Annotated in this window: 22 protein-coding genes; 8 read left to right on the forward strand and 14 right to left on the reverse strand. The window is 66.5% G+C overall.

The window, feature by feature from the left end; translation table 11 throughout:
• Positions 1–609: 609 nt before the first annotated feature.
• Positions 610–1,284 (reverse strand): glutathione S-transferase family protein, encoded by a 675-nt coding sequence (locus AC1KAR_RS05020; protein ID WP_480315087.1) that lies wholly within the window; start codon positions 1,282–1,284, stop codon positions 610–612.
• A gap of 306 nt (positions 1,285–1,590) precedes the next feature.
• Between AC1KAR_RS05020 and AC1KAR_RS05025 the strand changes: the two genes are divergently transcribed.
• Positions 1,591–2,355 (forward strand): DUF4397 domain-containing protein, encoded by a 765-nt coding sequence (locus tag AC1KAR_RS05025; RefSeq protein ID WP_480315089.1) that lies wholly within the window; start codon positions 1,591–1,593, stop codon positions 2,353–2,355.
• Positions 2,356–2,412: 57 nt separating this feature from the next.
• On the opposite strand, the gene urtE is transcribed toward AC1KAR_RS05025, so the two are convergent.
• From urtE to AC1KAR_RS05060, 7 genes are all read right to left on the reverse strand, one after another.
• On the reverse strand, positions 2,413–3,105 hold the full coding sequence (urtE, locus tag AC1KAR_RS05030) for an urea ABC transporter ATP-binding subunit UrtE (RefSeq protein WP_480315091.1): 693 nt from the start codon (positions 3,103–3,105) through the stop codon (positions 2,413–2,415).
• Positions 3,106–3,163: 58 nt separating this feature from the next.
• Positions 3,164–4,054: an urea ABC transporter ATP-binding protein UrtD gene (gene urtD / locus AC1KAR_RS05035; protein WP_480315093.1), complete on the reverse strand. Its 891-nt coding sequence runs from the start codon at positions 4,052–4,054 to the stop codon at positions 3,164–3,166.
• On the reverse strand, positions 4,051–5,334 hold the full coding sequence (gene urtC, locus AC1KAR_RS05040) for an urea ABC transporter permease subunit UrtC (protein WP_480315095.1): 1,284 nt from the start codon (positions 5,332–5,334) through the stop codon (positions 4,051–4,053). Before urtC ends, urtD begins: the two co-directional genes overlap by 4 nt.
• Positions 5,331–6,929 (reverse strand): urea ABC transporter permease subunit UrtB, encoded by a 1,599-nt coding sequence (urtB, locus tag AC1KAR_RS05045; protein WP_480315097.1) that lies wholly within the window; start codon positions 6,927–6,929, stop codon positions 5,331–5,333. The genes urtC and urtB overlap by 4 nt, the downstream gene beginning before the upstream one ends.
• 135 nt (positions 6,930–7,064) lie before the next feature.
• On the reverse strand, positions 7,065–8,339 hold the full coding sequence (gene urtA / locus AC1KAR_RS05050) for an urea ABC transporter substrate-binding protein (protein ID WP_480315099.1): 1,275 nt from the start codon (positions 8,337–8,339) through the stop codon (positions 7,065–7,067).
• A 134-nt stretch (positions 8,340–8,473) separates the two neighbouring features.
• On the reverse strand, positions 8,474–9,673 hold the full coding sequence (locus tag AC1KAR_RS05055; RefSeq protein WP_480315101.1) for a glycosyltransferase: 1,200 nt from the start codon (positions 9,671–9,673) through the stop codon (positions 8,474–8,476).
• 21 nt (positions 9,674–9,694) lie between these two features.
• Entirely contained in the window at positions 9,695–11,185 is a 1,491-nt protein-coding gene (locus AC1KAR_RS05060; RefSeq protein ID WP_480315103.1) for an autotransporter outer membrane beta-barrel domain-containing protein, read from the reverse strand.
• A 214-nt stretch (positions 11,186–11,399) separates the two neighbouring features.
• Between AC1KAR_RS05060 and AC1KAR_RS05065 the strand changes: the two genes are divergently transcribed.
• Entirely contained in the window at positions 11,400–11,996 is a 597-nt protein-coding gene (locus AC1KAR_RS05065) for an OmpA family protein (protein ID WP_480315105.1), read from the forward strand.
• A 20-nt stretch (positions 11,997–12,016) separates the two neighbouring features.
• Entirely contained in the window at positions 12,017–13,696 is a 1,680-nt protein-coding gene (locus AC1KAR_RS05070) for a caspase family protein (protein WP_480315107.1), read from the forward strand.
• A 41-nt stretch (positions 13,697–13,737) separates the two neighbouring features.
• Here the strand turns inward: AC1KAR_RS05070 and AC1KAR_RS05075 are convergent, their stop codons facing one another.
• The 6 genes from AC1KAR_RS05075 to AC1KAR_RS05100 all read right to left on the reverse strand — a co-directional run bounded on the left by AC1KAR_RS05075 (position 13,738) and on the right by AC1KAR_RS05100 (position 21,026).
• Positions 13,738–14,556, reverse strand: coding sequence for a c-type cytochrome biogenesis protein CcmI/CycH (locus AC1KAR_RS05075; RefSeq protein ID WP_480315109.1), 819 nt, complete (start codon positions 14,554–14,556; stop codon positions 13,738–13,740).
• Positions 14,557–14,680: 124 nt separating this feature from the next.
• Positions 14,681–15,502: a Bug family tripartite tricarboxylate transporter substrate binding protein gene (locus AC1KAR_RS05080; RefSeq protein ID WP_480315111.1), complete on the reverse strand. Its 822-nt coding sequence runs from the start codon at positions 15,500–15,502 to the stop codon at positions 14,681–14,683.
• Positions 15,499–15,666, reverse strand: coding sequence for a hypothetical protein (locus tag AC1KAR_RS05085; RefSeq protein WP_480315120.1), 168 nt, complete (start codon positions 15,664–15,666; stop codon positions 15,499–15,501). Before AC1KAR_RS05085 ends, AC1KAR_RS05080 begins: the two co-directional genes overlap by 4 nt.
• A 42-nt stretch (positions 15,667–15,708) precedes the next feature.
• Positions 15,709–16,398, reverse strand: a complete 690-nt coding sequence (locus tag AC1KAR_RS05090; protein WP_480315122.1) for a glutathione S-transferase family protein — start codon at positions 16,396–16,398, stop codon at positions 15,709–15,711.
• A gap of 109 nt (positions 16,399–16,507) precedes the next feature.
• Complete coding sequence (locus AC1KAR_RS05095) at positions 16,508–17,488, reverse strand: response regulator (RefSeq protein ID WP_480315124.1); 981 nt, start codon at positions 17,486–17,488, stop codon at positions 16,508–16,510.
• Entirely contained in the window at positions 17,469–21,026 is a 3,558-nt protein-coding gene (locus tag AC1KAR_RS05100) for a hybrid sensor histidine kinase/response regulator (protein ID WP_480315126.1), read from the reverse strand. The genes AC1KAR_RS05095 and AC1KAR_RS05100 overlap by 20 nt, the downstream gene beginning before the upstream one ends.
• A gap of 81 nt (positions 21,027–21,107) precedes the next feature.
• Here AC1KAR_RS05100 and ureA point away from each other — a divergent pair, with 81 nt between their 5' ends.
• From ureA to AC1KAR_RS05125, 5 genes are all read left to right on the forward strand, one after another.
• Positions 21,108–21,410, forward strand: coding sequence for an urease subunit gamma (ureA, locus tag AC1KAR_RS05105; protein ID WP_480315128.1), 303 nt, complete (start codon positions 21,108–21,110; stop codon positions 21,408–21,410).
• Positions 21,411–21,454: 44 nt separating this feature from the next.
• A complete protein-coding gene (locus AC1KAR_RS05110; protein ID WP_480315130.1) occupies positions 21,455–22,036 on the forward strand; it encodes a HupE/UreJ family protein in 582 nt (193 codons plus the stop codon).
• Between the two features lie 10 nt (positions 22,037–22,046).
• Positions 22,047–22,352, forward strand: a complete 306-nt coding sequence (locus AC1KAR_RS05115) for an urease subunit beta (RefSeq protein ID WP_480315132.1) — start codon at positions 22,047–22,049, stop codon at positions 22,350–22,352.
• 122 nt (positions 22,353–22,474) lie between these two features.
• Positions 22,475–24,190, forward strand: a complete 1,716-nt coding sequence (gene ureC / locus AC1KAR_RS05120; RefSeq protein ID WP_480315135.1) for an urease subunit alpha — start codon at positions 22,475–22,477, stop codon at positions 24,188–24,190.
• A gap of 111 nt (positions 24,191–24,301) precedes the next feature.
• Positions 24,302–24,601, forward strand: coding sequence for an iron uptake protein (locus tag AC1KAR_RS05125; protein ID WP_480315137.1), 300 nt, complete (start codon positions 24,302–24,304; stop codon positions 24,599–24,601).
• The last annotated feature ends 11 nt before the right edge of the window (positions 24,602–24,612 follow it).

A 24,612-nucleotide genomic window follows, 5' to 3' on the forward strand; every position in this document is an offset into this window, starting at 1 on the left:
AAAGCGACCCTGCCTCCTCGGCCCTCGCTGCGCGAGGGCTGCCTTGCGCTGCTCGGTCTTGGTGGACGGGGCAGAAACTCGCTCCGTCGCCTGCGGCGACTGCGCTCAGACATCTGCCCCAAGTCAGTTGTGGATGCGCGCTGCGCGCGCGCCCACCAAGCCCTGCGCTGCTCAGCTCGTCCGAAGGGCCATTCGGCTCGGCGCATCGCTGCGCTCGCGCCTGATCAAAACGAGCAGGGTCGAGCCGATGCGCAGCGAGGCGAGTGGGGAAGAAATCGCAGCAGGTGTTCGGCGGCTCGCTGTGGCATGGCAACGACAAGTCGCGTCTAGCCGCCACGCAGTTCGGCCAAATGAAGGGCCCTTTGCTTTGGTTACTTTCATTTGGGCCAGCAAATGAAAGTGACCCGCCCGCCGGGGCGGATTCCCGGCGCACCCGCGCGAAGTACGAAGAACAAACCACGCGAAGCGCCACAAAAGGAGCGGGCCTTCGATACCTCAGGCTGAGCGGTCTGTGATGCGCGCAGGCACTGGGCGGCGAGTCGAGTTACCTAGACACGCCTGCACAAGCACGTTGACCAATCAGCGCCTCACCAGCACCCCCCACAACCCTCAATCATTCGCAAAGCTGTAAGGCCCGCCCCTCTCCAACGCCCGCCGAAACGCCTCCCGCCCGTGAATCCGCTTCAGGTACGCCATCAGCCGCGGCCATGACCCATTCAGCCCCCCACGCTGCGCCGCCGCTTCAATCGGAAAGCTCATCTGGATGTCAGCCACGCTGAATTCATTTCCCGCAAACCATTCGCTCTTGCCCAACTCCGCTTCCATGAAGTCGAACTGCCGCTTCAGGTTGGGGTCGACCAATGTCGATTGCACCTTCTTCGAGATGCCCACCACGATCGGCTTGATGAAGAACGGCATCTTGCGCTTCTCGACGGTCATGAACACCAGCTTGAGCAGCAGCGGTGGCATGGCCGAGCCTTCGGCGAAGTGCATCCAGTAGCGGTAGCGAAGTTGCTCAGGCGAGCCATTCGCCGGCACGAGGCGGTTGTCGCCATGGCGCTCGGCGATGTACTCGAGGATCGCACCGGATTCGGCGACCGTGGCTGACCCGTCGGTGATGACCGGCGACTTGCCCAGCGGGTGCACCTGCTTCAGCGACTCCGGCGCGAGCATGGTCTTGGGGTCGCGCTGGTAGTGCTTGATCTCGTAGGGCACACCGAGTTCTTCGAGCAGCCACAACACACGTTGCGATCGGGAGTTGTTGAGATGGTGGACCGTGATCATCGGGGCGCCTCGCAGGGTGATCGGAAGGGCGTTCATTGTGGCGCGCAGCAATGCATCGCGCTTCAACGCACGAAAGTTCCCTCGACGTCTGCGCGATGCCTGGGTCGAACCGCGAATGGCGGCGTTGTCTGACAAGCATCTCAGGCTCGGACGACATGCCGAACCCTGACCGTCCGACATTCAAGCGCCGGCCGCGACCCTAAATTTGCTCCCACTTGCAGGCACTGCTTCACGTGTTCTTGGTGGGGCCAGCAAGAAGAACTCGAACACATTGCCCACAACTCAGCTCTACAAAGGTGACAGACCATGAAAACATACTTGAAGCTCCTGCTGGCCGCCGCTCCCATCGCCCTCGTCGCTGCCTGTGGCGGCGGAGACGACAGCCTCGATGACCGCCTCGACATTGCGGACCCCAAGGTCCGCTTCGTGCACGCCATCCCCGCCGGCCCGAACGTCGATCTGCTGCGCAACGGCACCGTCGTCGGCAGCGTGAGCAACACCTCGTACAAGTACGCATCGAAGTACTTCGATGTGGACACCGCGCCTGCCGAATACGCGGTGCGCGCAACCGGCACCACCACCACTGTCGGCGCTGTGAACTTCAACCCGACGCGGGGCAACAAGTTCACCGTGGTTGCGATGCCAGGGCAAACGGCCACCACGTCCAACATCCTCCTCATCGACGATCCGTATGACAAGGAACTGACGGCCAACAACGCCCGTGTCCGCGTCGTGAACGGCTCATTCAATGCGAACAACGTCGACGTCTACCTCACGGCCTCCAACGTCGACATCACCACGGTGGCGCCGAACTTCGCGGCGGCTGCGTACGGCACTGCAGTGCCAGCGAGTAGCTCGAATTCGAATGACTTCACCGCCGGTGCGTACGTTCTGCGCGTGACCGCGGCCGGTAGCAAGACGCCGCTCTTCACTGCACCGGTGAATGTGCAGAACAACGCCGACCTGCTGCTGATGACGCTGCCCAACAGCCTGCTGCCCGGCGACGTGAAGATCCTGTCTGTCGTTGCCGACAGCGGCCAGGAGAGCACCGAGATCCTGAACCAGCCGTAACGGTTTCAGGCTCGTGCAACGGCCTCGCTTCGGCGGGGCCGTTCTACGTGGTGCAGGTCAGATCGACATGCGCTCGCGCACGCCTTCGGCTTCCATGTTGTCGCCGTGGCCACGTTGCACGATCTCGCCGCGTTCCATCACGATGTACTGGTCGGCCAGTTCGGCCGCGAAGTCGTAGTACTGCTCCACCAGCACGATGGCCATCGTGCGCCGATCGGCCAGCATGCGGATCACGCGGCCGATGTCCTTGATGATGCTCGGCTGGATACCTTCGGTGGGTTCGTCCAGGATCAGCAGCTTCGGGCCAGCCGCCAGCGCCCGCGCAATCGCCAACTGCTGTTGCTGGCCACCGGAGAGGTCGCCGCCACGGCGACTGATCATCTGCTTGAGCACGGGGAACAACTCGAACAGCTCCGGCGGGATCGGTGTGCTGCCCTTCTTGTAGGCCAGCCCCATGCGCAGGTTTTCTTCCACCGTGAGGCGGCCGAAGATCTCGCGCCCCTGCGGCACGTAGCCCACGCCCTTGCGCACCCGGTCGTACGAGGTGTCGCGGGTGATGTCTGACCCATCGAGCTGGATCGTCCCGGTCTTCACCGGCACCACCCCCATCAGGCTCTTGAGCAGGGTCGTCTTGCCCACGCCATTGCGCCCGAGGATGACCGTCACCTCGCCGATGCGCGCCTCGAACGAGAGGTTGCGCAGGATGTGCGAGCCGCCGTAGAACTGGTTGATGCCTTCGACTTTGAGCATGTTGCTTCTTTCTGTTCACCTGCCTGCGCCCACTCACCCTGAGCGGATGAGGATGCGCCTATCTCCCCAGATAAACCTCGACGACCTTCTCGTTTGATTGCACATCGGCCAGCGAACCCTCGGCCAGCACGCTGCCCTCGTGCAGCACGGTCACCTTTTTCGCAGCGTTGTCCCGCGTGAGTTCGTGGATGAACTTCATGTCGTGCTCCACCACCACCAGCGAGTGGTTGCCTTCGAGTGAGAGAAACAGCTCGGCGGTGCGCTCGGTCTCTTCGTCGGTCATGCCGGCCACAGGTTCGTCGAGCAACAGCAGCTTGGGGTCCTGCATCAGCAGCATGCCGATCTCGAGCCACTGCTTCTGCCCGTGGCTGAGCAGGCCTGCGGTGCGCTGCGCGCTGTCTTTCAGGTGGATGAGCGTGAGCACCTCGCCAATGCGGTCGGCCTGCACGCCATTCAGGCGGAAGAACATCGACGAGCTGACGCCGCGCTCGCCCTTCAGCGCCAGCTCCAGGTTCTCGAACACGGACAACTGCTCGAACACCGTGGGCTTCTGGAACTTGCGGCCGATGCCAATCGAGGCGATCTCGTTCTCGCGCATGCGAAGCAGGTCGATGGTCGACCCGAAGAACGCCTTGCCCACATCGGGCCGGGTCTTGCCGGTGATCACGTCCATCATCGTGGTCTTGCCGGCACCGTTGGGCCCGATGATGCAGCGCAGTTCGCCCGCGCTGATGTTGAGGCTCAGTGCGTTGAGCGCCTTGAAGCCGTCGAAGCTCACGGTGATGTCGTCGAGGTACAGGATGGCGCCATGCGCCACGTCCACCTCGCCCGGTGTCACCACGCGGCTGTAGCTGTGCTGGCGCCCGCCCGACGTGCCGGGGCCGATGTTCTTCTTGTCTTCGAGGGCCTGGCGCGTGCGCGCGCCGGCCTGCATCAGCTCGGGGGTCATGGCTTGCCTCCGCGCGCGTTGGCTGCCCGTGCCGCTCGTCGCCGGCTCAACTCTGCTGCAGCACCTCCGCCGGGCACGATCAGCGCCGCGGCAACCAGCAGACCGTCAACCAGAAGGTCGGTAAAGTACTTCTTCTTTTCAGCCTCGGCCGCCAGCCCATCGGTCACAGCGGTCTTGCGGAAAAGGCCGATGATCCCCTGCGGCAGGAAAATCGTCACCGCGATGAAGAGCGCACCCAGGAAGTAGAGCCAGAACTCAGGGAAGGCCTGCGTGAACCAGCTCTTGGCTCCGTTGACGAAGAACGCACCGACGATCGGCCCGATAAGCGTGGCGCGCCCACCTACCGCGGCCCAGATGGCCATCTCGATGCTGGCCGCAGGCGACATCTCGCTCGGGTTGATGATGCCCACCTGGGGCACGTAGAGCGCGCCGGCCACGCCGCACATCACCGCCGAGATGACCCAGATGGTGAGCTTGTAGCGCAGCGGGTCATAGCCGGTGAACATCACGCGGCCTTCGGCGTCGCGGATGGCCTGCAGCACGCGGCCGAACTTGCTGGCGATGAGCCAGCGCGCGAAGACGTAGAAGCCGATCAGCGTGACGCCCGTCAGCACGAAGAGGAACATCTTCATCTGCGGCGTGGTGATCGTGACGCCGAGGATGCGCTTGAAGTCGGTGAAGCCGTTGTTGCCACCGAAGCCCGTCTCGTTGCGAAAGAAGAGCAGCATGGCCGCGAAGGTCATGGCCTGCGTGATGATCGAGAAGTACACGCCCTTGATGCGTGAGCGAAATGCAAAGTAGCCGAACACATAGGCCAGCAAGCCCGGCACCAACACGACCATGGCAGCCTGGAACAGGAAGCTGTCACTGCCCGCCCAGTGCCACGGGAATTCCTTCCAGTTCAGGAACACCATGAAGTCGGGCATGTCGGACTGGTATTGCCCGTCTCGGCCGATCTGGCGCATGAGGTACATGCCCATCGCGTAACCGCCGAGCGCGAAGAACAGCCCGTGGCCAAGCGAGAGGATGCCGGTGTAGCCCCAGATCAGGTCCATGGCCAGCGCGCAGATGGCGTAGCACATGATCTTGCCGACCAGCAGCACGGCGAAGTCGCTCATGTGGAAGACGCTGTCGGGCGGCACCACCAAGTTGAGCACCGGCGCGACCACCATCACCACGAGCAGTGAGACGAGCACGCCGGCCCAGCTCTTGAGGGACATCAGTCGCGTGGGCGACGGCACGGCGGGAATCGCTGATACGTTTGGAATGACTGCACTCATGCTTCAGCGCTCCGGCCTTTCATCGCAAAGATCCCTTGCGGACGTTTCTGGATGAACACGACGATGAACACCAGCACCATGATCTTGGCCAGCACCGCACCGGCCCAGCCTTCGAGAATCTTGTTGAGCACACCCAGGCCCAGCGCCGCATACACCGTGCCGGCCAACTGGCCCACGCCGCCCAGCACGACGACAAGAAAGCTGTCGACGATGTAGCTCTGGCCGAGATCGGGCCCCACATTGCCCACCTGCGACAAGGCACAGCCCGCCAAGCCCGCGATGCCCGAGCCGAGCGCGAACGCGTAGGTGTCGACGCGGGCCGTGTTGACCCCCACGCAGGCGGCCATGCGGCGGTTCTGCGTGACGCCACGAACGAACAGGCCCAGGCGCGTCTTTGCCACCAGGAAGGCCAACCCGCCCAGCACCAGGACCGCGAAGACGATGATCGCGATGCGGTTGAATGGCAGCGTGAGGTTCGCCAGCACCGAGAAGCCGCCGGACAGCCACGCCGGGTTCTCAACCGGCACGTTCTGCGCACCGAAGAGGCTGCGCACCGCCTGCATCAGCACGAGGCTGATGCCCCAGGTGGCGAGCAGGGTCTCCAGCGGCCGGCCGTAGAGCCAGCGGATCACGCTGCGCTCCATGGCAGCTCCGACCAGGGCCGAAGCGAGGAAGGACAGCGGGATCGCGGCGAGCACGTAGTAATCGAACGCGCCGGGCAGGTAGTTGCGAAAGGCCGCCTGCGTCACATAGGTGGCGTAGGCGCCGATCATGATCAGCTCGCCATGCGCCATGTTGATGACGCCCATCAACCCGTAGGTGATGGCCAAGCCGAGCGCGGCCAGCAGCAGGATGGAGCCCAGGCTGATGCCGGTGAAGACCACGCCGGCGTACTCGCCCCAGGCCAGTTTGGTGCGGATGCTGTCCAGCGCCTTGACGATCGCACCGCGCACTTCGACGTCGGTCTCGCCATCGGCGGCCAGGCGCTCCTGCAGCAGGCTGGCCACCGCGGGCTCGCCGCTCGACGCGAGGGCGTCCACTGCGGCGAGCCGCTTGGCTTTGTCGGGCGAGGTCACGAGGATGGTCGCGCGCATGCGGCCAAGCTGCTGCTTGATCGAGGCGTCGGTCTCGGTTGCCACGGCCTTGTCGAGCAGCGGCAACTGCGATTCGTCGAGCGACTGCTTGGCGAGCTCCGCGACGGCGCTTCGGCGTGCGTCGATGTCGGGAGAGTTCAGTTGCAACGCAGCGAGCGCGGCCTGCAAGGCCCCGCGCATGCGGTTGTTGTTGACCACGTCGTCCGCACTCTCGGGCAGGTCGGCTGGCGCGCCGGTGGCGGCGTCGATCGCCTTCTCGTCGCGCACCACGTAGACCTTGTCACCCGAGATCTTCACCGCGCCGTCGAGCAAGGCCTGCACGAAAGGCGCGAGGTCGCTCGCGCCATCGGCCGCGGCCTGGTTCAATGCGGCGATGCGCTCGTCGCTGTCGCCCTCGGCGATGGCCTTGGCCTGCTGCGGGGTGAGCGCGCGCGCGTGACCGAAGGCCATCAGCAGCAGCGCGAACAAGGCACAGGCGAAAAGTCTGGATGTCAGGGACATGGCTTTTTAGGAGTGCCCCGCCCTCCGCGGGGTCAAACATGAAGAGGCCCCGCCTGGGCGGGCAGGGCCTCCGCGGCTATGCCGGCCCGCGCCCCGTCAGGGGCGCGCTCGATGCGTGCATCGAGCGCCGGGCCGTCACTTCTTCTCGGGCACGTTCTTCTTGCCCTTGTTCTCGGGGATGTAGTCGCTCCACGGGTCGGCAGCCACCGGGCCCTTGGTCTTCCACACCACGTTGAACTGGCCATCGGCCTTCACTTCGCCGATGAACACCGGCTTGTGCAGGTGATGGTTCTCCTTGTCCATCGTGGAGGTGAAGCCACCCGGCGCCTTGAAGGTCTGGCCCGCCATGGCCGCGATCACCTTGTCGGTGTCGGTCGACTTGGCCTTCTCGACTGCCTGCGCCCACATGTGGATGCCGATGTAGGTGGCTTCCATCGGGTCGTTGGTCAGCGGCTTGTCCTTGTGGCCAGGGATGTTCCTGGCCTTGGCGTAGTCCGACCATGCCTTGATGAACGCATCGTTGGTCGGGTTCTTGATGGACATGAAGTAGTTCCAGGCGGCCAGGTGGCCCACCAGCGGCTTGGTGTCGACGCCGCGCAACTCTTCTTCACCCACCGAGAAGGCCACCACCGGCACATCGGTCGCCTTCAGGCCCTGGTTGCCCAGTTCCTTGTAGAAGGGCACGTTGGAGTCGCCGTTGATGGTGGATACGACGGCGGTCTTCTTGCCTTCGGACGAGAACTTCTTGATCTTGGCAATGATGCTCTGGTAGTCGGAGTGCCCGAACGGGGTGTACTCCTCCATGATGTCGGCGTCCTTGATGCCCTTGCTGTGCAGGAAGGCGCGCAGGATCTTGTTGGTGGTGCGCGGGTAGACGTAGTCGGTGCCCAGCAGCACGAAGCGCTTGGCCGAGCCGCCATCCTTGCTCATCAGGTACTCGACGGCGGGGATCGCCTGTTGGTTGGGGGCGGCACCCGTGTAGAACACGTTCTTGCTGAGCTCTTCACCTTCGTACTGCACGGGGTAGAAGAGCAGCGAGTTGTTTTGCTCGAAGACCGGCAGCACCGACTTGCGGCTCACGCTGGTCCAGCAGCCGAAGACCACGGCGACCTTGTCTTGCGAGATGAGTTGCTTGGCCTTCTCGGCGAAGAGCGGCCAGTTCGAGGCCGGGTCGACGACCACGGGCTCGAGCTTCTTGCCCATCACGCCGCCCTTGGCGTTGATCTCGTCGATCGTCATCAAGGCCACGTCCTTGAGCACGGTCTCGGAGATGGCCATCGTGCCGGACAGCGAGTGCAGGATGCCGACCTTGATGGTCTGGGCCTGGGCGAAAACCGGCAGGCCAATTGCGGCCACGCCAAGCGACACGGCGCTGAGGGCCTTCGCGAAAGTGCGACGGGTGGAAGTCATGAACAGATGCTCCTTGGGTTGTGTCTCACACGTCCCCTCCTGGGGTGGACAGAACGCAGATTACGGAGCGGGGCGGCGCCGGCATATACGCCAGAAGGCGTAGGGCTCCGACAGATGTGCGCCGGGCGCCGGGCTCAGCGGGTGCGAACGACCGACTCTGCCGCGTCGGCAATGAGGCGGGTCAGGCGGGTCGAGTCGAAGCCGCCATGCCGCAACGCCAGAGAGCGGGCGCTCGCCGTCCAGGCATTGCCGTCGGCCAGCATCGCCTCGAGCAAGGCGGGGTACCCCACCGGTTGTGGGCGCACGGCGGCGTTCACGCAAACGCCGGTGCGTTCGAGCTGACGAGCCAGCAGGAACTGCTCGGCATGCACCGGCAACACGAGTTGCGCCACCCCGGCGCGCACGCCCTGGGCCAGGGTGGCGTGGCCTGCATGCGAGATCAGAAGCGCGCAGCGGTCGAGCGCTCCGCGCATGTCGAAGGCCTGCCTGCTCAGCACGAGGGTGGGCGACGCCTTCAGCACGTCGAACTCAGGGGGAGCATCGGGCACGAAACACAGCGCGGGCACGCCAAGCGCGGCCAGGGCCTGCAACAGCGGCAGGGTGTCGGGGTGCGTGGCGCGCAGGTAGGCAAAGACACGCGGCCCGCCCGCATCCGGCCATGCAGCCGGGGCGCCAGGCATCACCTCGCAATCCGGGCCCACAAACTCTTCGGGGTCTCGCCCTCGCCCACCGTAGTGGTCGAACTCCGGCCAGCTGCACAGCAGTGTCGATGGCGGGTGAAAGATGTCGCACAACGCCGCGTACGGCTCGGCCCCGCGTGACACCAGCGCGGCATTCACATGCGCGAGGGCCTGCGCGTCGGCGCGCGCCGCATGGTCTTGAGCACTGGGTACCCAGTCGCGGAACACCGGCAGAGGCGAGACCTTTGGCGGCACGGAGAAGCCATGGCCCACATGCACCACCGGCAACCCGCGCACACGCGCAGCCAGCATGGCAGTGGGCGCGTGGTCAATGACCAGGGCGTCGCAGGCGCTGGCCTCCAGCAGCGACAACCAGCCGTCGACCAGCGCGCCCAGCCCCTCGGCGCTGCCGTAGCCGCAACTGAGCAGCACATCGGCCATCGTCCACGCGGTGCGGGGCACCGCACTGATCGCCACCGGCGCCTGGTACATCCGGCGCGCGAGCGGCTTCAGCAGGGCACGCGCTCCGGGCAGGTCGCGCACGGCGGCGTCCACCTCGTGGCCACGCTGGAGCAGCGCCTCGCCCACCGGGCGCAGGCGCGTCGCGTGGCCGAGGTTCGCGCCCAGCTCCCAGGCAAAAAGAAACCGCGCCATGCCAGCGAGCCGTTGCGCGCCTCAGAGCTCGAACCGCATGCCGAGCGACACGCGCTGCGCCTTGTAGCCCGTGAGGCCGAAGGCACTTTCGAAATCGGCGAAGAAGCTCATGCCACGCTGGTTGAGCGTCGACAGGCCGACAGCGATGCGCCCGAAGTCGGTGTCGAGTTCGGAGCCAGTAGGCAGCAGCATCGTGGTGTTGTCGGCCAGCAGCGTGATGGTGGCGCCTTCGCGGGTCTTGTCGCTGCGCCGGGTGTATTCGAGTCGCGCGTAGGGCAGCACGAGACCCCAGGACACCGGCAGGGCCACCTGCGCCTGCGCACCGAGGTTGACGCTGCGCGAGCGGAAGCGCTGCTCGCTCACCGCCAGGGGCGACGAGCCGCCGCTCTCTTCGAAGGCCTCGATGCGGGTGTCGATCTGATCGAGGCGCAGGTACGGGCCGACCGACCAGGCATCCAGCACGAAGTCGTGGCCGGCCGACACGCTGAGCGCCGTGGCTCGCCCCTTGGGCTCGGAGTACGACAGATCGCCCGCGCCGTCGTCGCGCGACACGTCGGAGCGGCTCGACTCCATGCTGAACGTGGCGCTCGCGTACGTGCCGGTCGAGGTGCTCCAGCCTGCATAGGCGGCACCTTGCGTGGCGCGCGTGGTCTGGCGGCTTTGCAGGTCCGAGAAGTTCAGCTTGGAGCGGGATGTGCCCAACGTGGCTCCGATCACCCAATCGTCGCTGACGCGGTAGTCGGCACCCACGGTGAGCGCCTGCGTGCGCAGCGCGAACTCGTCGCGCTCGGCCGTGCGGTCCTGACGGAGATAGTCGCCCAGGCCAAGGATGTAGACACCCGCGCGTGACCGCTCCTGCGCCTCGCCCTTGGCTTGCGCGGGCAGGGGCACACCTTGCACGTCGAGCGTGGGCATGTCGGCCTGCGCGCGCAGGCGGCGCAATCGGTGATCGACCGCCTGCAACTGCTGTCGCATGCGCTGCGTCTGACCCGCCATGAGCGGCGCGCTCAGTTGGGTGGCGCGGGCCGAGACTGCCTCCAGGCGGCAGTTGTGCGAAAGCGGATTGACGCGGCGGCGTGCGGCGGCGAGTTCGGGCTCCGCCGCAGGCGCTGGTGGCGCGATGCTGCATGAGTTGCGCACCGTGACGCTCGGGTAACTGCCCCCCGTGCCGAGATCGACCAGGCCGCCGTAGCCACCGTAGCCCGTGTCGACGGCCGAGATGTAGTAGCTGTTCTCACCCGGCAAGGCCGGCACGACCAGCGGGCCGCTGCCGATGCTGCGCGAGCCTATCGACGACACCTCGCCGTGGTCGTTGAGGTTCCAGATCTCGGTGCCCGAGGTCAGCGCCATGCCGGTGTCGGTGTCCATGCAGTTGCCCTGCAGGGCGATCTCGCTGCCCGAGACGGTGGCGGTCGGGCTGCAGACGATCGCGGCAGACGCAACGTCCGACAAGGCGAACAGGCAAGGCAATGCGACAAGTGATGACAGTTGGGTGATCGTTGCTTTTTTCATGTGACGGTGAAGCACGGTCCCTCTCCGTGCGCGGGGTTGTGAAAGGCAAAGCCCGCCATCATCCGCAGGCCGCTCCGCTCGCAACATCCCCTTTGCGGGGGGCGAGCCGTGATGTTTCTTCTTGTTGCATCACGACCCACCGAACCCCCTCCGACGTGGGTCTCATCACGCACATGCTGCGTGTGAGAATCCGCGCCCTGATCAGGGAGTGAAGATGCATACCAAGAACAGTCGCAGCGCCACACGTGCGCTCGCGTGCATGGCGCTCGCCGCGTGCGCGCTGCTCGTCTCGAACGCCGCGCGCGCGCAGGCCGTGATGGTCTATGACGAGGTTCAGAAGCCGTCCGCGCAAGACATTGCCGACATCCTCTCGCGCGGCGCAAGCGAAGCCATCAAGGAGCGCGGCCTGGGTGGCACGAATGGCCGCTCGCCCTTCGCCGCGCTCGAACAGACTCCCACGCGCAACGTCTCCGAAGCGAGCGCCGTCTCGGTACCCGTTCACTTCGAGTTCGACTCCGCCGTGTTGTCGGCCCAGGCCCGCGAGCAACTCGACGTCATTGCCGAGGGCATCCGCCTGACCGAAGGCACCGTGAAGGTGGTGGTCGAGGGCCATACCGATGGCAAGGGCAATGTCCGCTACAACGAGAACCTCTCGTACCGCCGGGCCGAATCGGTGCGCGCCTACCTCGTCAACGTCAAGAAGCTGCCCGTGCAGCTGCTCACCGTCGAAGGCAAGGGGCCGCACCGGCTGCTCGACAAGTCGAATCCCTACAACGCCGTCAATCGCCGCGTGCAGTTCCGCGCCGGTTGATCGGGCGGCAGTTCCTTCTCATGAACAACCACCCGACACCGCGCGCCCGCCGCGGCGTGGTGCAAACCATGGCCACCGTCGGCTTGGCGTGCCTCGCGAGCTTCGCGTCGATCGTGCCAGCGTCCGCCGCCGACGAGCAAGGTGCCGAGGCGCCTGCCGACGGCCTCGTGCATTGCATGCTGCCCGGCCAGGTGCGTCGCATGGGCGCGTTCGCCACCACGGTGACGCCGCGCCGCGCCACGCGCACCTCACCCGCGCAATGCCGGGCCGCCGGGGGTGAGTACGTCGAGCCGCAAGACACCAATGCGGCCGTGAAGATGTGGCTGCCGATGGCCAACGAGGGCCTCGCCGAGGCACAGACGACCGTCGGCGAACTCTTCGAACAGCGCGGCAACCGTTCGATGGCGCAATCCTGGTACGAGAAAGCCGCGGCCCAGGGAGACGCCCGCGCGCTCATCAACCTCGCTGGCCTGTTGCTGCAGCCCACCGCGGCTGCAGTGGGCGCCACCGGGCTCAAGGCCAGCGCATCGGTCGAGGCCTTTCAACGCGCAGGAGACCTCGTGCAAAAGGCCACCGGCGGGCTCGTGGCCGGCCTGGCCTTGCAGCGCACCGAAGCCTTGCGCGTCGACTTCGTGTCGCCGGTGGGCGCTTCGGCCTTGCCGCGGACGCAGAAAGAAAAACTCGTCGTCGAGCACACGGGCGGTCCGCTCGACGTGGTGGTGCGCGTCGCCGCGCCCGCCGGCCTGAAAACACTCAAGGTGAACGGGCAGGCCCAGACACCGGACGCGCAGGGCCTGCTCAGTATCCCGGTCACGGTAGGTGAGGCCAAAGCCACCGTGATCGTCGAAGCCGAGGATCAGGCCGGTGCCCAGGCGCACGCCGAGCTGGCGCTGGTGCAACGCGCCGCGGCCACGAGCATCGCCAAGACGCCCGATTCACCCGCGCTCGCACCACCCCTGCTGACTGGCAAGCGCCACGCGCTCGTCGTCGCCAACCAGAAGTACCAGCGCTGGGCGCCGCTCGCAACGCCACGCGCCGACGCCCAGGCCGTCGCTGCGGTGTTGAAGGAGCGGTTCGGCTTCCAGACCACGCTGATCGAAGACGCGAACCGCCAGCAGCTGATCGCGGCACTCGGGCGGCTGCGACAGCAGGTCGGCCCGCAGGACCAGGTGGTCGTGTTCTACGCCGGCCACGGCCAGATGGACCCCGTGACCGCCCGCGGCTACTGGATTCCAGTCGATGGCGACGAGAAGGACATCTCGCAGTGGGTGTCGGTGATCGATGTGACCGACCAGCTTTCGGCCATGAGCGCGCGTCACGTTCTGGTGATCGCCGACTCGTGCTACTCCGGCACGCTCACGCGTTCGCTCGTGCCCAGCATCGACCAAGCGCTCACGCTGGAGCAGCGGCAAGCGCCGCTCAAGCAACTGAGCACCCAGCGCGCACGGGTCGCAATGACGTCAGGCGGTCTGGAGCCGGTGGTCGACGGCGGCAGCGTCAACCACTCGCTCTTTGCTCGCAGCCTGCTCGACGTGCTCAACCAGGTGAACGCCCCGGTGGCCGCACAAGAGCTCCACAACGCGGTCGCGGCACGGTTCACGCGCCTTGGCCGGCGCATGAAGATCCAGCAACAGCCGCAGTACGCCCCCATCGGCTTTGCCGGGCACGAGGCGGGTGACTTCGTGTTCGCTCCGATCTGAGGCCGCGCGGCGCGGCCGTACGGCAGAACGCTTGGCGGGATCTACTGCTGGACGATGTCGCCAATCTCGATGTGCAAGCCGGCCACACCGGCTGACACCGGCGCGGAGCGCCCCTCAAGATCACCCGCACGCGGCTGGCCGTCGCCGCTGCGGCTCACGCGGGCGGTGACCACCACCTTCGGATAGGCCGACACGACCGCGGTGGGCCACGTGGCCATGCTGTCATCGAGCCTGAAGCTGTAGGGCAGGTCTTTCACCTGCTTGCGGATCACCGCGAGCGGCATGGGCGGCCCATCAATGGCACGCGCGAAGATGAACAACGTGTCCTGCGGCTGCACGCGATCCGTCATGCCCGGAGCGAGCGCCACGGTGCCGCTGATGGCCGAAGCCGCCGGCGCATCAGCCGCCGCCGAAGCACCGGCCTCGATCACCGCCCCCTGGTACGGCGCGTCGGCGGGTGGCGCTGTCGAACCCACCTGCACGGCAGGCGCCACGTCAGCCACGCCTGCCGATGGCGGCGGGCGCGTGGACACCGCCCACCAGTAGGTGAGCGCCGCCAAGGCCAGGGCGACACCGCCCACGCCCAGCGCCCAGCGCATGCGGCTTGGCGCGGGTGGCATGGCAAAGGCCGGCACCGGTGGCATCGGGATGCCGTCGGCGCGCATGTCGCCCATCAGCACGGTGGCGGGCCACTCGTCGTCGTCCTTGTCATCGACGGGGCCGCGCATGACCGCATCGACGAGCCTGCGCTCGAGCAGCGCGCGGCTTTGCGCGAACTGCTCGTCGTTGACGAAGCCGGTGAGGTGCTTCTCGTGGAGGTCTTGCAGTCGCTTGCGCAGCGACTCGACTTCTTCGTTCATCTGCGTATTGCATCACGCCGGACGCGAACGGGCAGCCCCTCAAGGCGGCGATGCAGCGCGATCCCCCTTTTCGGTGGTGCGGGGTGTGCGCAAAGCGCGACGCCCCGCCCCGGGGTAGTTCGACTCACTCGGGTTCGATCTTCGCGGCTCGGATCACCGCGCCCCAGCGCTCGATCTCGCTGGCGAGCAGCTTCTCCAGCTCGTCGGGTGAACTCGGGGCGACTCGCATGCCCAGCCGGGCTAGTTTGTCGCGCACGGCCGGCGTGGCCACCGCCTCGCGGGCGGCGCGGTTCAGCGTGTCGATCACGATCGCCGGGGTGCCGGCCGGGGCTGCCAACGCATTCCAGGAGGCGACGTTGTAGCCCGCGACGCCACCTTCGATGGCGGTGGGCACCTCGGGCAATGCCGGGTTGCGCCTGTCCGATGTGACGGCCAGCGCCTTGACCACTCCGGCCTGCAATTGCGGGAGCATGGGGCCGAGGATCTCGATGGCGAGGTCGATCTCGCCAGCGCGCAGCGCCGTCAACACGGCCGGGCTGCCTTTGTAGGGGATGAGCACCATGTCCAGGCCGGCCACGGTCTCGAACATCTTGGCAGCGAGATGCTGGGTGCTGCCGGCAGAGATGGTGCCCACATTCAGCTTGCCCGGGTTGGTCTTGGCGTAGGCAATCACATCCTTGAGCGACGCGAATCGAGAGCCGGTCGCAACGAACACCCCGAGGTCGAAGTAGCCGAGCGTGCTGATGCCGACGAAATCCTTGCGGGTGTCGTAGGGCAGCCTCTTGAAGAGACCGACGCTCACGGCATTGCCATTGCTCATCAGCAGCAGGGTGTAGCCATCAGGCTTGGCGCCGGCCACCGCCTGGCTGGCCACGATGCTGCCGGCGCTGGGCCGGTTGTCGACGACCATCGGCTGGCCGAGCCGCTGCGCCATCACTTCGGTCACCGCGCGCGCGGTGATGTCGGCGATGCCCCGGGGGCGAAGGGCACGATCACGGTGATCGGCTTGTCGGGAAACTTGCCCTGCGCCCGTGCGAGCCCGGGCAGCGCGGAAGCGCCAAGCAGCGCAACGGTGTGGCGCCTGCGGATTGAAATCGGAGTCTCGCGCATGACTTTCAGTGTCTCGATGAGTCCCCAAACGTGGGCAGCGATTCAGGCCACGGAAGGGTCGAAGAAGCGGATCGGCAGCCCGGCACGGCCGGGGTACCACTTGAAGAAGGGGCGTGCGCCCTCGACCGCGCGGACCACCGAGGGCCGGGCCATCAGCCGCTCGAAGTAAGCCGTGAGATGCACCCGCTCGCTCGGCCAAGGCACATAGGTCGCCGCATAGAAAAGTGACGGCGCCGCGGCGCAATCGGCCAGAGTGAAAGCATCGCCCATCACCCAGCTTCGGCCGTCGAGGCGGCGGTCGATGAACTCATAGGCGATCAGCAGGCCGGCACGCGCCTTGGCCACGGCGGTCGGGTCACGGTCGTCAGTGGCGCGCAACAGGTCGTTGGTGTGGGCCTGCATCGGCGTCATCACGTATTGGTCGAAGAGGCGATCCCACAGCCGCACATCGAGCGCCGCTTCGGGGTCGGCGGGGATGAGTTCCCGGCCCGCGGGCGCGTGATGCTGCTGCAGGTACTCGATGATGATGCTGCTTTCGGGCACCACCTTCTCGCCGTCCACGAGCAGCGGCATCTTGCCGGTGGGCCAGAGCTTCAGGTAGGCATCGCGCTCGGCCGGGTCGCCGAGATTGAGCAGTCGCAGGCCGGCCTCGATGCCCAGTTCATCAAGTGCGATCAACACCTTCTGGCAGTAGGACGAGAGCGGGTGGTAGTGCAGTGTCAGTTGGGGCATCGCGCGGCCTGGTGATTCTCGGTGGCATCACCATAGCCGCAGACCGGCCCCGACCGCAACAGGCCGGTGTGGGTCGACCCGAGATACAGCGCTGCCCTCGTTCCCAGCGTCAACCCGCCAGCAGCCGCACCTTCTTCATGGCCAGCGACGCCGCGGCGTTGCGCGTCTCCACGCCGAGCTTCTCGAACACATGCTCCAGGTGCTTCTTCACCGTGGCCGGGCTGCTGCCGAGGATGTCGCCGATGTCGCGGTTGGTCTTGCCCTTGACCACCCAGTACAGCACCTCGGCTTCTTTCATCGTGAGCTTGAAGGCCTGTAGCACCGCCTCGACCACGGCGGCATCGGAGACCTCGCGCATCACCATCAGCCAGTCGTCGTCGCTGGTGCGCTCCTGCAGCGCGAAAACGAGTTGACGCTGCTCTCGGGACACCGTGCGCGCCACCGTGAGTGGCTGGGCGTCGCGGCCCGCGTCGGCCAGAGCCGATTGTTCGCGCAGCCACTGCAGCACGTCTTCGGGCACGTGGCCCGGTTCGACCGCGAAGTAGGCGTGCATCAGCTGGCGAGCGAGCGGCGTCTGCCATACCGCCTTGCCGCGAAGGCGGTCGTTGCTCACGTGCACCGCCATCGTCGCGTGGCCGAACGCATCGAGCGCATTGCGTGCCTGCCGCGCCTGGCGCGCGCTCTGCATGTGCACCGCCATGCGCGCGAGCACCTCTTGCGGGCGGATGGGCTTGGTGACGTAATCGGCGCCACCTGCGCCGAAGGCCGCCACCACATGCTCGGTTTCAGTGAGGCCGGTCATGAAAAGGATCGGGATGTGCGCGGTGTCGGGGTCGGCCTTCAAGCGCCGCGCCACCTCGAAGCCGTCCATGCCGGGCATCACCGCGTCTAGAAGCACCACGTCGGGCACGGCCTGGGCCGCGCGCTGCAGAGCCGTCTCGCCGCTGGTGGCCACGAGCACGGTGTAGCCGGCCTCGTCGAGCGCGTCGTGCAGCAGCGAGAGGTTGTCGGGCACGTCGTCGACGATGAGCACCACATCGCTCGCGGCGCGATCGGGCAGCATCGGGTCGTCAGAGTGTCGCGGGGTCATTCAGGGCTCGGCTCAGCAACGCGCTCATGGCATCGAGTTGGAAGTTACGCGCCAGGCCGCGCAAGTGGGCGACGAAGCTGGCGCATTCGGCATTCTCGCCTTCGATCTCGTCGAGCTTCTTCACGATGCCGCGGAAGTACCCCAGCTGCACCAGCTCACCGAGCGCCTTGAGTTGCGCATCGTCGGGCAGCACCCAGCGCATAGGCGCGGGCACGTCGCCGGCCTGCAGCGTGGTCAGGGGCGCCTCCAGCCACTCGAGTCGCAAGCGCGAGCCCAACCAGTCGAGGAGTTCGTTCACGCGCACGGGCTTGAGCACGAAGTCTTGCGGGGTGATGCCGACGTCGTTCTCCAGGTCCTTGTCGAAGGCATTGCCCGAGACGATGGCGATGGGCGCGCTGCTCAGGCCCTGTGTGCGGATCGCGCGGATGGTGGCCCAGCCGTCGATGCCAGGCATCGCGAGATCCATCAGGATGGCATGCGGATCGAACCCCGCCACGACCGCCAGCGCCTCGTGGCCCGACGCCGCCTGCATGAGCTCGAAGCCGAGCGGCTGCAGCACCGTCACCAGCAGCGAGCGGTCGACTTCTTCGTTGTCGACCACGAGGATTCGGCGGCGTTCGCCACGGTAGCCGGTGCGCACGGCGCGCGGCACCTCGAGTGCCGCCACGGCGCCGCGCGCTTCGGGCAGGAAGAGCTTGATCCTGAACACCGTGCCCTGACCCACCGTGCTCGACACCGTGAGCTCGCCGCCCATCAGGTCGGTGAGCATCTTGGCGATGGTGAGGCCGAGGCCCGTGCCACCGATGGTGGTTTCGCTGCCGCGCGCGAAGGGCTCGAAGATGTGGTCGAGCTCCTCGGGCGCGATCCCGGGGCCGGTGTCGTCGATCTCGAACACCGCCATCTCGCGCGCGTACCGCAGGCGGAAAACCACGCGGCCGGCCTGCGTGAACTTGACCGCGTTGCCCAGCACGTTGATGAGGATCTGGCGCAGGCGCTTTTCATCGGCACGCACCACCTCGGGCAGCACATGGCCGAGGTCCGCGATGAACTCGATGCTCTTGGCCGACGCCTGCAGCTCGAACATGTGGGCGATCTGCTGCAGCGCCTCTCGGAAGCGCAGCGGGCGCGGCTCCAGGCGCAGCTTGCCGCCTTCGATGCGGGCGATGTCGAGCGTGTGCTCGATCAGCGACAGCAGGTGGTCGCCGCCGCGGCGGATCACGCTCACCGCCTGTCTGCGGTGTGGTGGGATCGCGGGATCTTCCTCCAGCAACTGCGCATACCCAAGGATGCTGTTGAGCGGCGTTCGCAGCTCATGGCTCACGTTGGTGATGTAGCGGCTCTTGGCCTGGTTGGCGAGCTCGGCCGCGAGCTTGGCCTCTTGCAGGCGCAGGTCGGTCTGGCGGTGCGAGTCGATCTCGCGGCGCAGGGCCAGCGTCTGCTCGTTGGCGGCGTGGGTCTGGCGGTTGGACTCCTCCTGCGCGACCTGACGGCTCTGGTGCGTGAGCACCAGCCACCAAGCCACGATGCCGCTCACCACCAGCAACGCCGCGAAGGCCTTCAGAAAGCCCAGGCGCAAGGTGGGCCCGAAGGTGAGCGCGCTCTCGCCCATGGCGCGCAGCTCCTGGTAGTACAGCAGGCCGAAGGTGCCTGCCAGCACCGGCACCACGATCGCCATCAGAAGCAGGTAGTGGCCCAGGCCGGTCTCGATGTACGGCCACATGCGCCGCGGCAGCACGGCGCGCATCACGGCGGCCCATTGGGCAGACAGGCGCGCATCGGGCTTGCAGAGATCGTGGCAGCGGGCATCGAGCGAGCAGCACAGCGAGCAGATGTTGCCCAGGTAGGCGGGGCAGTGCGCCAGGTCGTCCGACTCGTACTCACGCTCGCAGATCACGCACGGCTGCAAGCGTGTGAACAGGCCGTTCCGTTGAGTGATGGCAGCTTCCGGCTTGCGGGCGATGTAGTAGCGCCCCTGGGTCCACCACGCAATCAGCGGCGAGACCACCATGGCCGTCACGAGCGCGATCAAGGCCGAGAACGCCTCGGCCAGGGGGCCGAAGAAGCCGAGGTAGGCCACCACCGAGAGCAGCGAGGCGGCGACCATGGCGCCCACGCCCACCGGGTTCACGTCGTAGAGATGCGCGCGCTTGAACTCGATGCCAGGTGGCGACAAGCCCAGCGGCTTGTTGATCACCAGATCGGCCACCACGGCCATCAGCCACGAGATCGCGATGTTGGAGTAGAGCCCGAGCACGCCGCCGAGCGCACGGAAGACATCGAGCTCCATCAGCAACAGCGCGATCATTGTGTTGAACACCACCCACACCACGCGCCCCGGGTGGCTGTGCGTGAGCCGCGCGAAGAAGTTGCTCCACGCGAGCGAGCCCGCATAGGCATTGGTGACATTGATCTTGAGTTGCGAGATCACCACGAACAACGCCACCGCTGCCACGGCCCAGCCGGGCCGAGAGAACACGTACTCGTAGGCAGCGAGGTACATCTGATTCGGGTCGACCGCGCGATCGAGCGGCACCGAATGGCTGATGGCCAGGTACGCCAGCAGCGCGCCGCCCAGCATCTTGATGACGCCCAGCACCACCCAGCCCGGCCCGCCGATCAGCACGCCGGCCCACCAGCGCTTCGTATTGCTCGGCCGCGCGGCGGTGGCGTCGCGCTTGTCGACCCGTTCGGGCATGAATCGCAGATAGTCGACCTGCTCGCCCATCTGCGTGATGAGGGCGATGCCCACGGTCATTGCCGCGCCGAACAGGTACACGTTGAACTGGCTGCCCTGGCCCTCTCGGGCGATATCGCCGCCACCGTAGTTCGCCAGTTCGCCCAGCAGGCCGGGGTTCTTGGCGAACACATAGACGTACGGCACGACGAGCATCACCAGCCACAGAGGTTGCGTCCACACCTGCAGGCGGCTGATTGCGGTGACGCCGTGCGTGACCAGCGGGATCACCACCAAGGCGCAAATCAAGTAGCCCCAGGCGGGCGGGATGTCGAAGGCGAGGTCGAGCGCGTAGGCCATGACGGCCGCTTCGAGCGCGAAGAAGATGAAGGTGAAGCTCGCGTAGATGAGCGAGGTGATGGTCGAACCGATGTAGCCGAAACCTGCACCGCGCGTGAGCAGGTCCATGTCGAGGCCGTGACGCGCGGCGTAGATGCTGATCGGCAACCCGGCCAGAAAGATGATCAAGCCCGTGGCGAGGATGGCCCAGAAGGCGTTCAGAAAGCCGTACTGCACCAGCAGCGTCGCGCCGACGGCTTCGAGGATGAGAAACGAGGCCGCCCCGAAGGCGGTGTTGGCCACGCGCATCTCGGACCACTTGCGAAAGCTGTGCGGCGTGAAGCGCAGCGCGTAGTCTTCCATCGTCTCGCGGGCGACCCAGCTGTTGTAGTCGCGCCGGACCTTGACGACCCGCTGAACCGCTTCGCCTTGCGTGCCTTCGCGCACATCATTGGTGCGTGCAACGGGTGCCACGGCGGGGCCCATGCTGGGTTCACGCGGGGGCGGCGAGGTGGCAAGCTTCATGCGTTCGCTCCGCGCAAGCACCATGCCACGGCGGCTTGCTGCGCCCTAACATGTGGCATACCTTCTGATCTGCGCACCACCATGGAACTCACTCCCCGCGAAAAAGACAAGCTGCTGATCTTCACCGCCTCGCTCCTTGCCGAGCGCCGCATGGCACGCGGCCTCAAGCTGAACTACCCGGAGGCCGTCGCCCGGATCAGCGCGGCCATCATGGAAGGCGCCCGCGATGGCAAGACGGTTGCCACCTTGATGAGCGAAGGCAAGACCATCCTCACCCGCGCCGATGTGATGGACGGCATCGCCGAGCTGATCCCCGAGATCCAGGTCGAAGCCACCTTCCCTGACGGCACCAAACTGGTGACTGTGCACCAACCTATTGCATGAGCCCGCCACGCGCTGCTCGCCACCCCTTACAGGAGACCCCTTTCATGACGTTTCGTCGCCTTGCTCTGATCGCACTGGCCGCCGCCCCCGCTGTGGCGCTGGCCCACACCGGCGATGCCGGCCACAGCCACGGCGCCGCCGGCGCGTTCGCTTCGGGCTTCACCCACCCCTTCACCGGGCTCGACCACTTGGCCGCGATGGTGGCCGTGGGCGTCTGGAGCGCGATGAGTTCGCGCAAGCCTTGGCTCGCCCCGCTGGCCTTCGCTGCCACCTTGTTGCTGGGCGCCCTGCTGGGGCTGGCCGGGGTCGCGCTGCCGGCCGTGGAGCCGATGATCGCGGTGTCGCTGCTGGTGCTGGGTCTGCTGGTGGCCACGCGCAAGTCGTTGCCGCCCGCAGCCGGTGCCGCGCTGGTGGCGGTGTTCGCGCTCTTCCACGGCGCCGCGCACGGCCAGGAACTCGCTGGCCCGACCGCGGGCTTCGCGCTCGCCGGGATGGTGCTCGCCACCGCGCTGCTGCACGGCCTGGGCATCGTGATCGGCCTGCAACTGCGCGAGCGCGCCGTGTGGATGGCACGCATCACCGGCGGCCTCGTGACGCTGTTCGGCGCCGCGCTGCTGATTGCCTGAGGGCCGCCACGTGATCCCCGGCGAACTCCTGACCGACGGCCCCGACCACGTGCTCAACGCAGGCCGGCGCACCCTCACGCTCGTGATCGAGAACAGCGGCGACCGGCCGATCCAGGTCGGCTCGCACTACCACTTTGCCGAGACCAATGCGGCACTCCGCTTCGATCGCCAGGCGGCGCACGGCATGCGATTGAACATCGCCTCGGGCACCGCGGTGCGCTTCGAGCCCGGGCAGCAGCGCACGGTGGAGCTCGTGGACTATGCCGGCGAGCGCATGGTCTATGGGTTTCGCGGCCTGGTGCAGGGCGAGCTCTGACGGCTTGCCCGCACACCTTCATCCGCTCAGCCTGAGGTATCGGGGCCCGCGCCGATCTGAGCATGCCTTCGATACCTCAGGCTGAGCGGGCTGAGTACTGACCAGAGAAGAGAAGAAGACTCATGGCAACCATCACAAGACGCGCCTACGCCGAGATGTTCGGCCCCACCACCGGTGACCGCGTGCGCCTGGCCGACACCGGGCTCATCGTCGAGGTGGAGAAGGACCACACCCTCGCCGCCGGCACCTACGGCGAAGAGGTCAAGTTCGGCGGCGGCAAGACCATCCGCGACGGCATGGGCCAGAGCCAGCGCCTCGCGAAAGACGTGGCCGACACCGTGATCACCAACGCGCTGATCATCGACCACTGGGGCATCGTCAAGGCCGACATCGGCATCAAGGCCGGGCGCATCAGCGGCATCGGCAAGGCCGGCAACCCCGACGTGCAACCGGGCGTCGACATCGTCATCGGCCCGGGCACCGAGATCATCGCGGGCGAAGGCAACATCATCACCGCAGGCGGCATCGACACGCACATCCATTTCATCTGCCCGCAGCAGATCGAAGAGGCATTGATGAGCGGCGTGACCACCATGCTGGGCGGCGGCACCGGGCCTGCCACCGGCACCTTTGCCACCACCTGCACGCCAGGGCCGTGGCACATCCACCAGATGCTCAAGGCCGCCGAGAGCTTCCCGATGAACCTGGGGTTCCAGGGCAAGGGCAACGCCAGCCTGCCCGGTGCGCTGGATGAACAGATCGAAGCCGGCGCCTATGGCTTGAAGCTGCACGAGGACTGGGGCACCACACCCGCGGCCATCGACAACTGCCTAAGCGTGGCCGAGCGGCACGACGTGCAGATCACCATCCACACCGACACGCTCAACGAATCGGGCTTCGTCGAAGACACCATTGCCGCCTTCAAGGGCCGCACCATCGCGACCTTTCACACCGAAGGCGCGGGCGGCGGGCATGCGCCCGACATCATCAAGTGTGCCGGCCTGCCCAACGTGCTGCCCTCGTCGACCAACCCGACGATGCCCTACACGGTGAACACCATCGACGAGCATCTCGACATGCTGATGGTGTGCCACCACCTCGATGCGAGCATCGCCGAAGACCTGGCCTTCGCCGAGAGCCGCATCCGCCGCGAGACCATCGCCGCCGAAGACATCCTGCACGACGTGGGTGTGTTCTCGATGATGTCCTCCGACAGCCAGGCCATGGGCCGCGTGGGCGAGGTCATCATCCGCACCTGGCAGACGGCCGACAAAATGAAGCAGCAGCGCGGCACGCTGCCCGAGGACAACGCGCGCCACGACAACTTCCGTGTCAAGCGCTACATCGCCAAGTACACGATCAACCCGGCCATCACGCAGGGCATCTCGCACGAGGTGGGTTCGGTCGAGGTGGGCAAGCTGGCCGACCTGGTGGTGTGGAAGCCGGCGTTCTTCGGCGTCAAGCCCTCGCTGATCCTGAAGGGCGGCGCGATCGCCGCGGCGGCGATGGGCGACCCGAACGCCTCCATCCCGACGCCGCAGCCAGTCCACTACCGGCCGATGTTCGCAAGCTTCGGCTCGGCCATGAACAACACCTGCATCACTTTCGTGTCGCAGGCCGCTGTCGATCTCGGCGTGGCCGATCAACTGGGCCTGACGCGCCGCGTCGCCGCCGTGCGAAACACCCGCAAGATCGGCAAGGCCGACATGATCCATAACAGCTTCACGCCCAAGATCGAGGTCGACGCGCAGACCTACGAGGTGCGCGCCGACGGCCAGTTGCTCACCTGCGAACCGGCCACCGTGCTGCCCATGGCGCAGAAGTACTTCTTGTTCTAGGCGTGATGTGCCATCAGATTCAGTTCAGGACTGGGTCAATCCGGGCGCGGTAGGCCATAATGCGAACCATTCGCAATTGCGCCCCGTGCGCAGCCACAGGGTCGCCCGCCGATGTCCGCCTCCACGCAAGCTTCACCTCTGATCGTCCTCAGCCGCATCGTCGCCGGTGTCTTCGGAGGTTGGGCCTTCACCTGGGGCTTCGTCACCCTGGGCATTGCCACGGTCGTTGCCGCGGGCATGACTTTCGGTGATGCGCGCGCGCTCTTCTTTCTGCTCGCCTTCCTGGTCTACCTCGTCGCCTTCATCTGGGCTTTCTCGGCCCAAAGCCTGCGCCTGGTCTGGCTGGTGCTGGCGGGGGGTGGCGGGCTGATGTCGCTGGCCGCGTGGGGCCTTGCACGCACCCTCGCCTGATCGTTTCGGAG

It is taken from the genome of Piscinibacter sp. PDB1-1 (genome assembly GCF_056675995.1).

Coding starts and splice junctions, on each gene's coding strand:
- AC1KAR_RS05085 (WP_480315120.1), bottom strand. CDS start 15,666: ATGCGCGAGACTCCGATTTCAATCCGCAGGCGCCACACCGTTGCGCTG.
- urtB (WP_480315097.1), bottom strand. CDS start 6,929: ATGTCCCTGACATCCAGACTTTTCGCCTGTGCCTTGTTCGCGCTGCTG.
- AC1KAR_RS05025 (WP_480315089.1), top strand. CDS start 1,591: ATGAAAACATACTTGAAGCTCCTGCTGGCCGCCGCTCCCATCGCCCTC.
- AC1KAR_RS05125 (WP_480315137.1), top strand. CDS start 24,302: ATGTCCGCCTCCACGCAAGCTTCACCTCTGATCGTCCTCAGCCGCATC.
- urtA (WP_480315099.1), bottom strand. CDS start 8,339: ATGACTTCCACCCGTCGCACTTTCGCGAAGGCCCTCAGCGCCGTGTCG.
- urtE (WP_480315091.1), bottom strand. CDS start 3,105: ATGCTCAAAGTCGAAGGCATCAACCAGTTCTACGGCGGCTCGCACATC.
- AC1KAR_RS05075 (WP_480315109.1), bottom strand. CDS start 14,556: ATGAACGAAGAAGTCGAGTCGCTGCGCAAGCGACTGCAAGACCTCCAC.
- AC1KAR_RS05090 (WP_480315122.1), bottom strand. CDS start 16,398: ATGCCCCAACTGACACTGCACTACCACCCGCTCTCGTCCTACTGCCAG.
- ureA (WP_480315128.1), top strand. CDS start 21,108: ATGGAACTCACTCCCCGCGAAAAAGACAAGCTGCTGATCTTCACCGCC.
- AC1KAR_RS05095 (WP_480315124.1), bottom strand. CDS start 17,488: ATGACCCCGCGACACTCTGACGACCCGATGCTGCCCGATCGCGCCGCG.
- AC1KAR_RS05070 (WP_480315107.1), top strand. CDS start 12,017: ATGAACAACCACCCGACACCGCGCGCCCGCCGCGGCGTGGTGCAAACC.
- AC1KAR_RS05100 (WP_480315126.1), bottom strand. CDS start 21,026: ATGAAGCTTGCCACCTCGCCGCCCCCGCGTGAACCCAGCATGGGCCCC.
- AC1KAR_RS05110 (WP_480315130.1), top strand. CDS start 21,455: ATGACGTTTCGTCGCCTTGCTCTGATCGCACTGGCCGCCGCCCCCGCT.
- ureC (WP_480315135.1), top strand. CDS start 22,475: ATGGCAACCATCACAAGACGCGCCTACGCCGAGATGTTCGGCCCCACC.
- AC1KAR_RS05065 (WP_480315105.1), top strand. CDS start 11,400: ATGCATACCAAGAACAGTCGCAGCGCCACACGTGCGCTCGCGTGCATG.
- urtC (WP_480315095.1), bottom strand. CDS start 5,334: ATGAGTGCAGTCATTCCAAACGTATCAGCGATTCCCGCCGTGCCGTCG.
- AC1KAR_RS05020 (WP_480315087.1), bottom strand. CDS start 1,284: ATGATCACGGTCCACCATCTCAACAACTCCCGATCGCAACGTGTGTTG.
- AC1KAR_RS05060 (WP_480315103.1), bottom strand. CDS start 11,185: ATGAAAAAAGCAACGATCACCCAACTGTCATCACTTGTCGCATTGCCT.
- urtD (WP_480315093.1), bottom strand. CDS start 4,054: ATGACCCCCGAGCTGATGCAGGCCGGCGCGCGCACGCGCCAGGCCCTC.
- AC1KAR_RS05055 (WP_480315101.1), bottom strand. CDS start 9,673: ATGGCGCGGTTTCTTTTTGCCTGGGAGCTGGGCGCGAACCTCGGCCAC.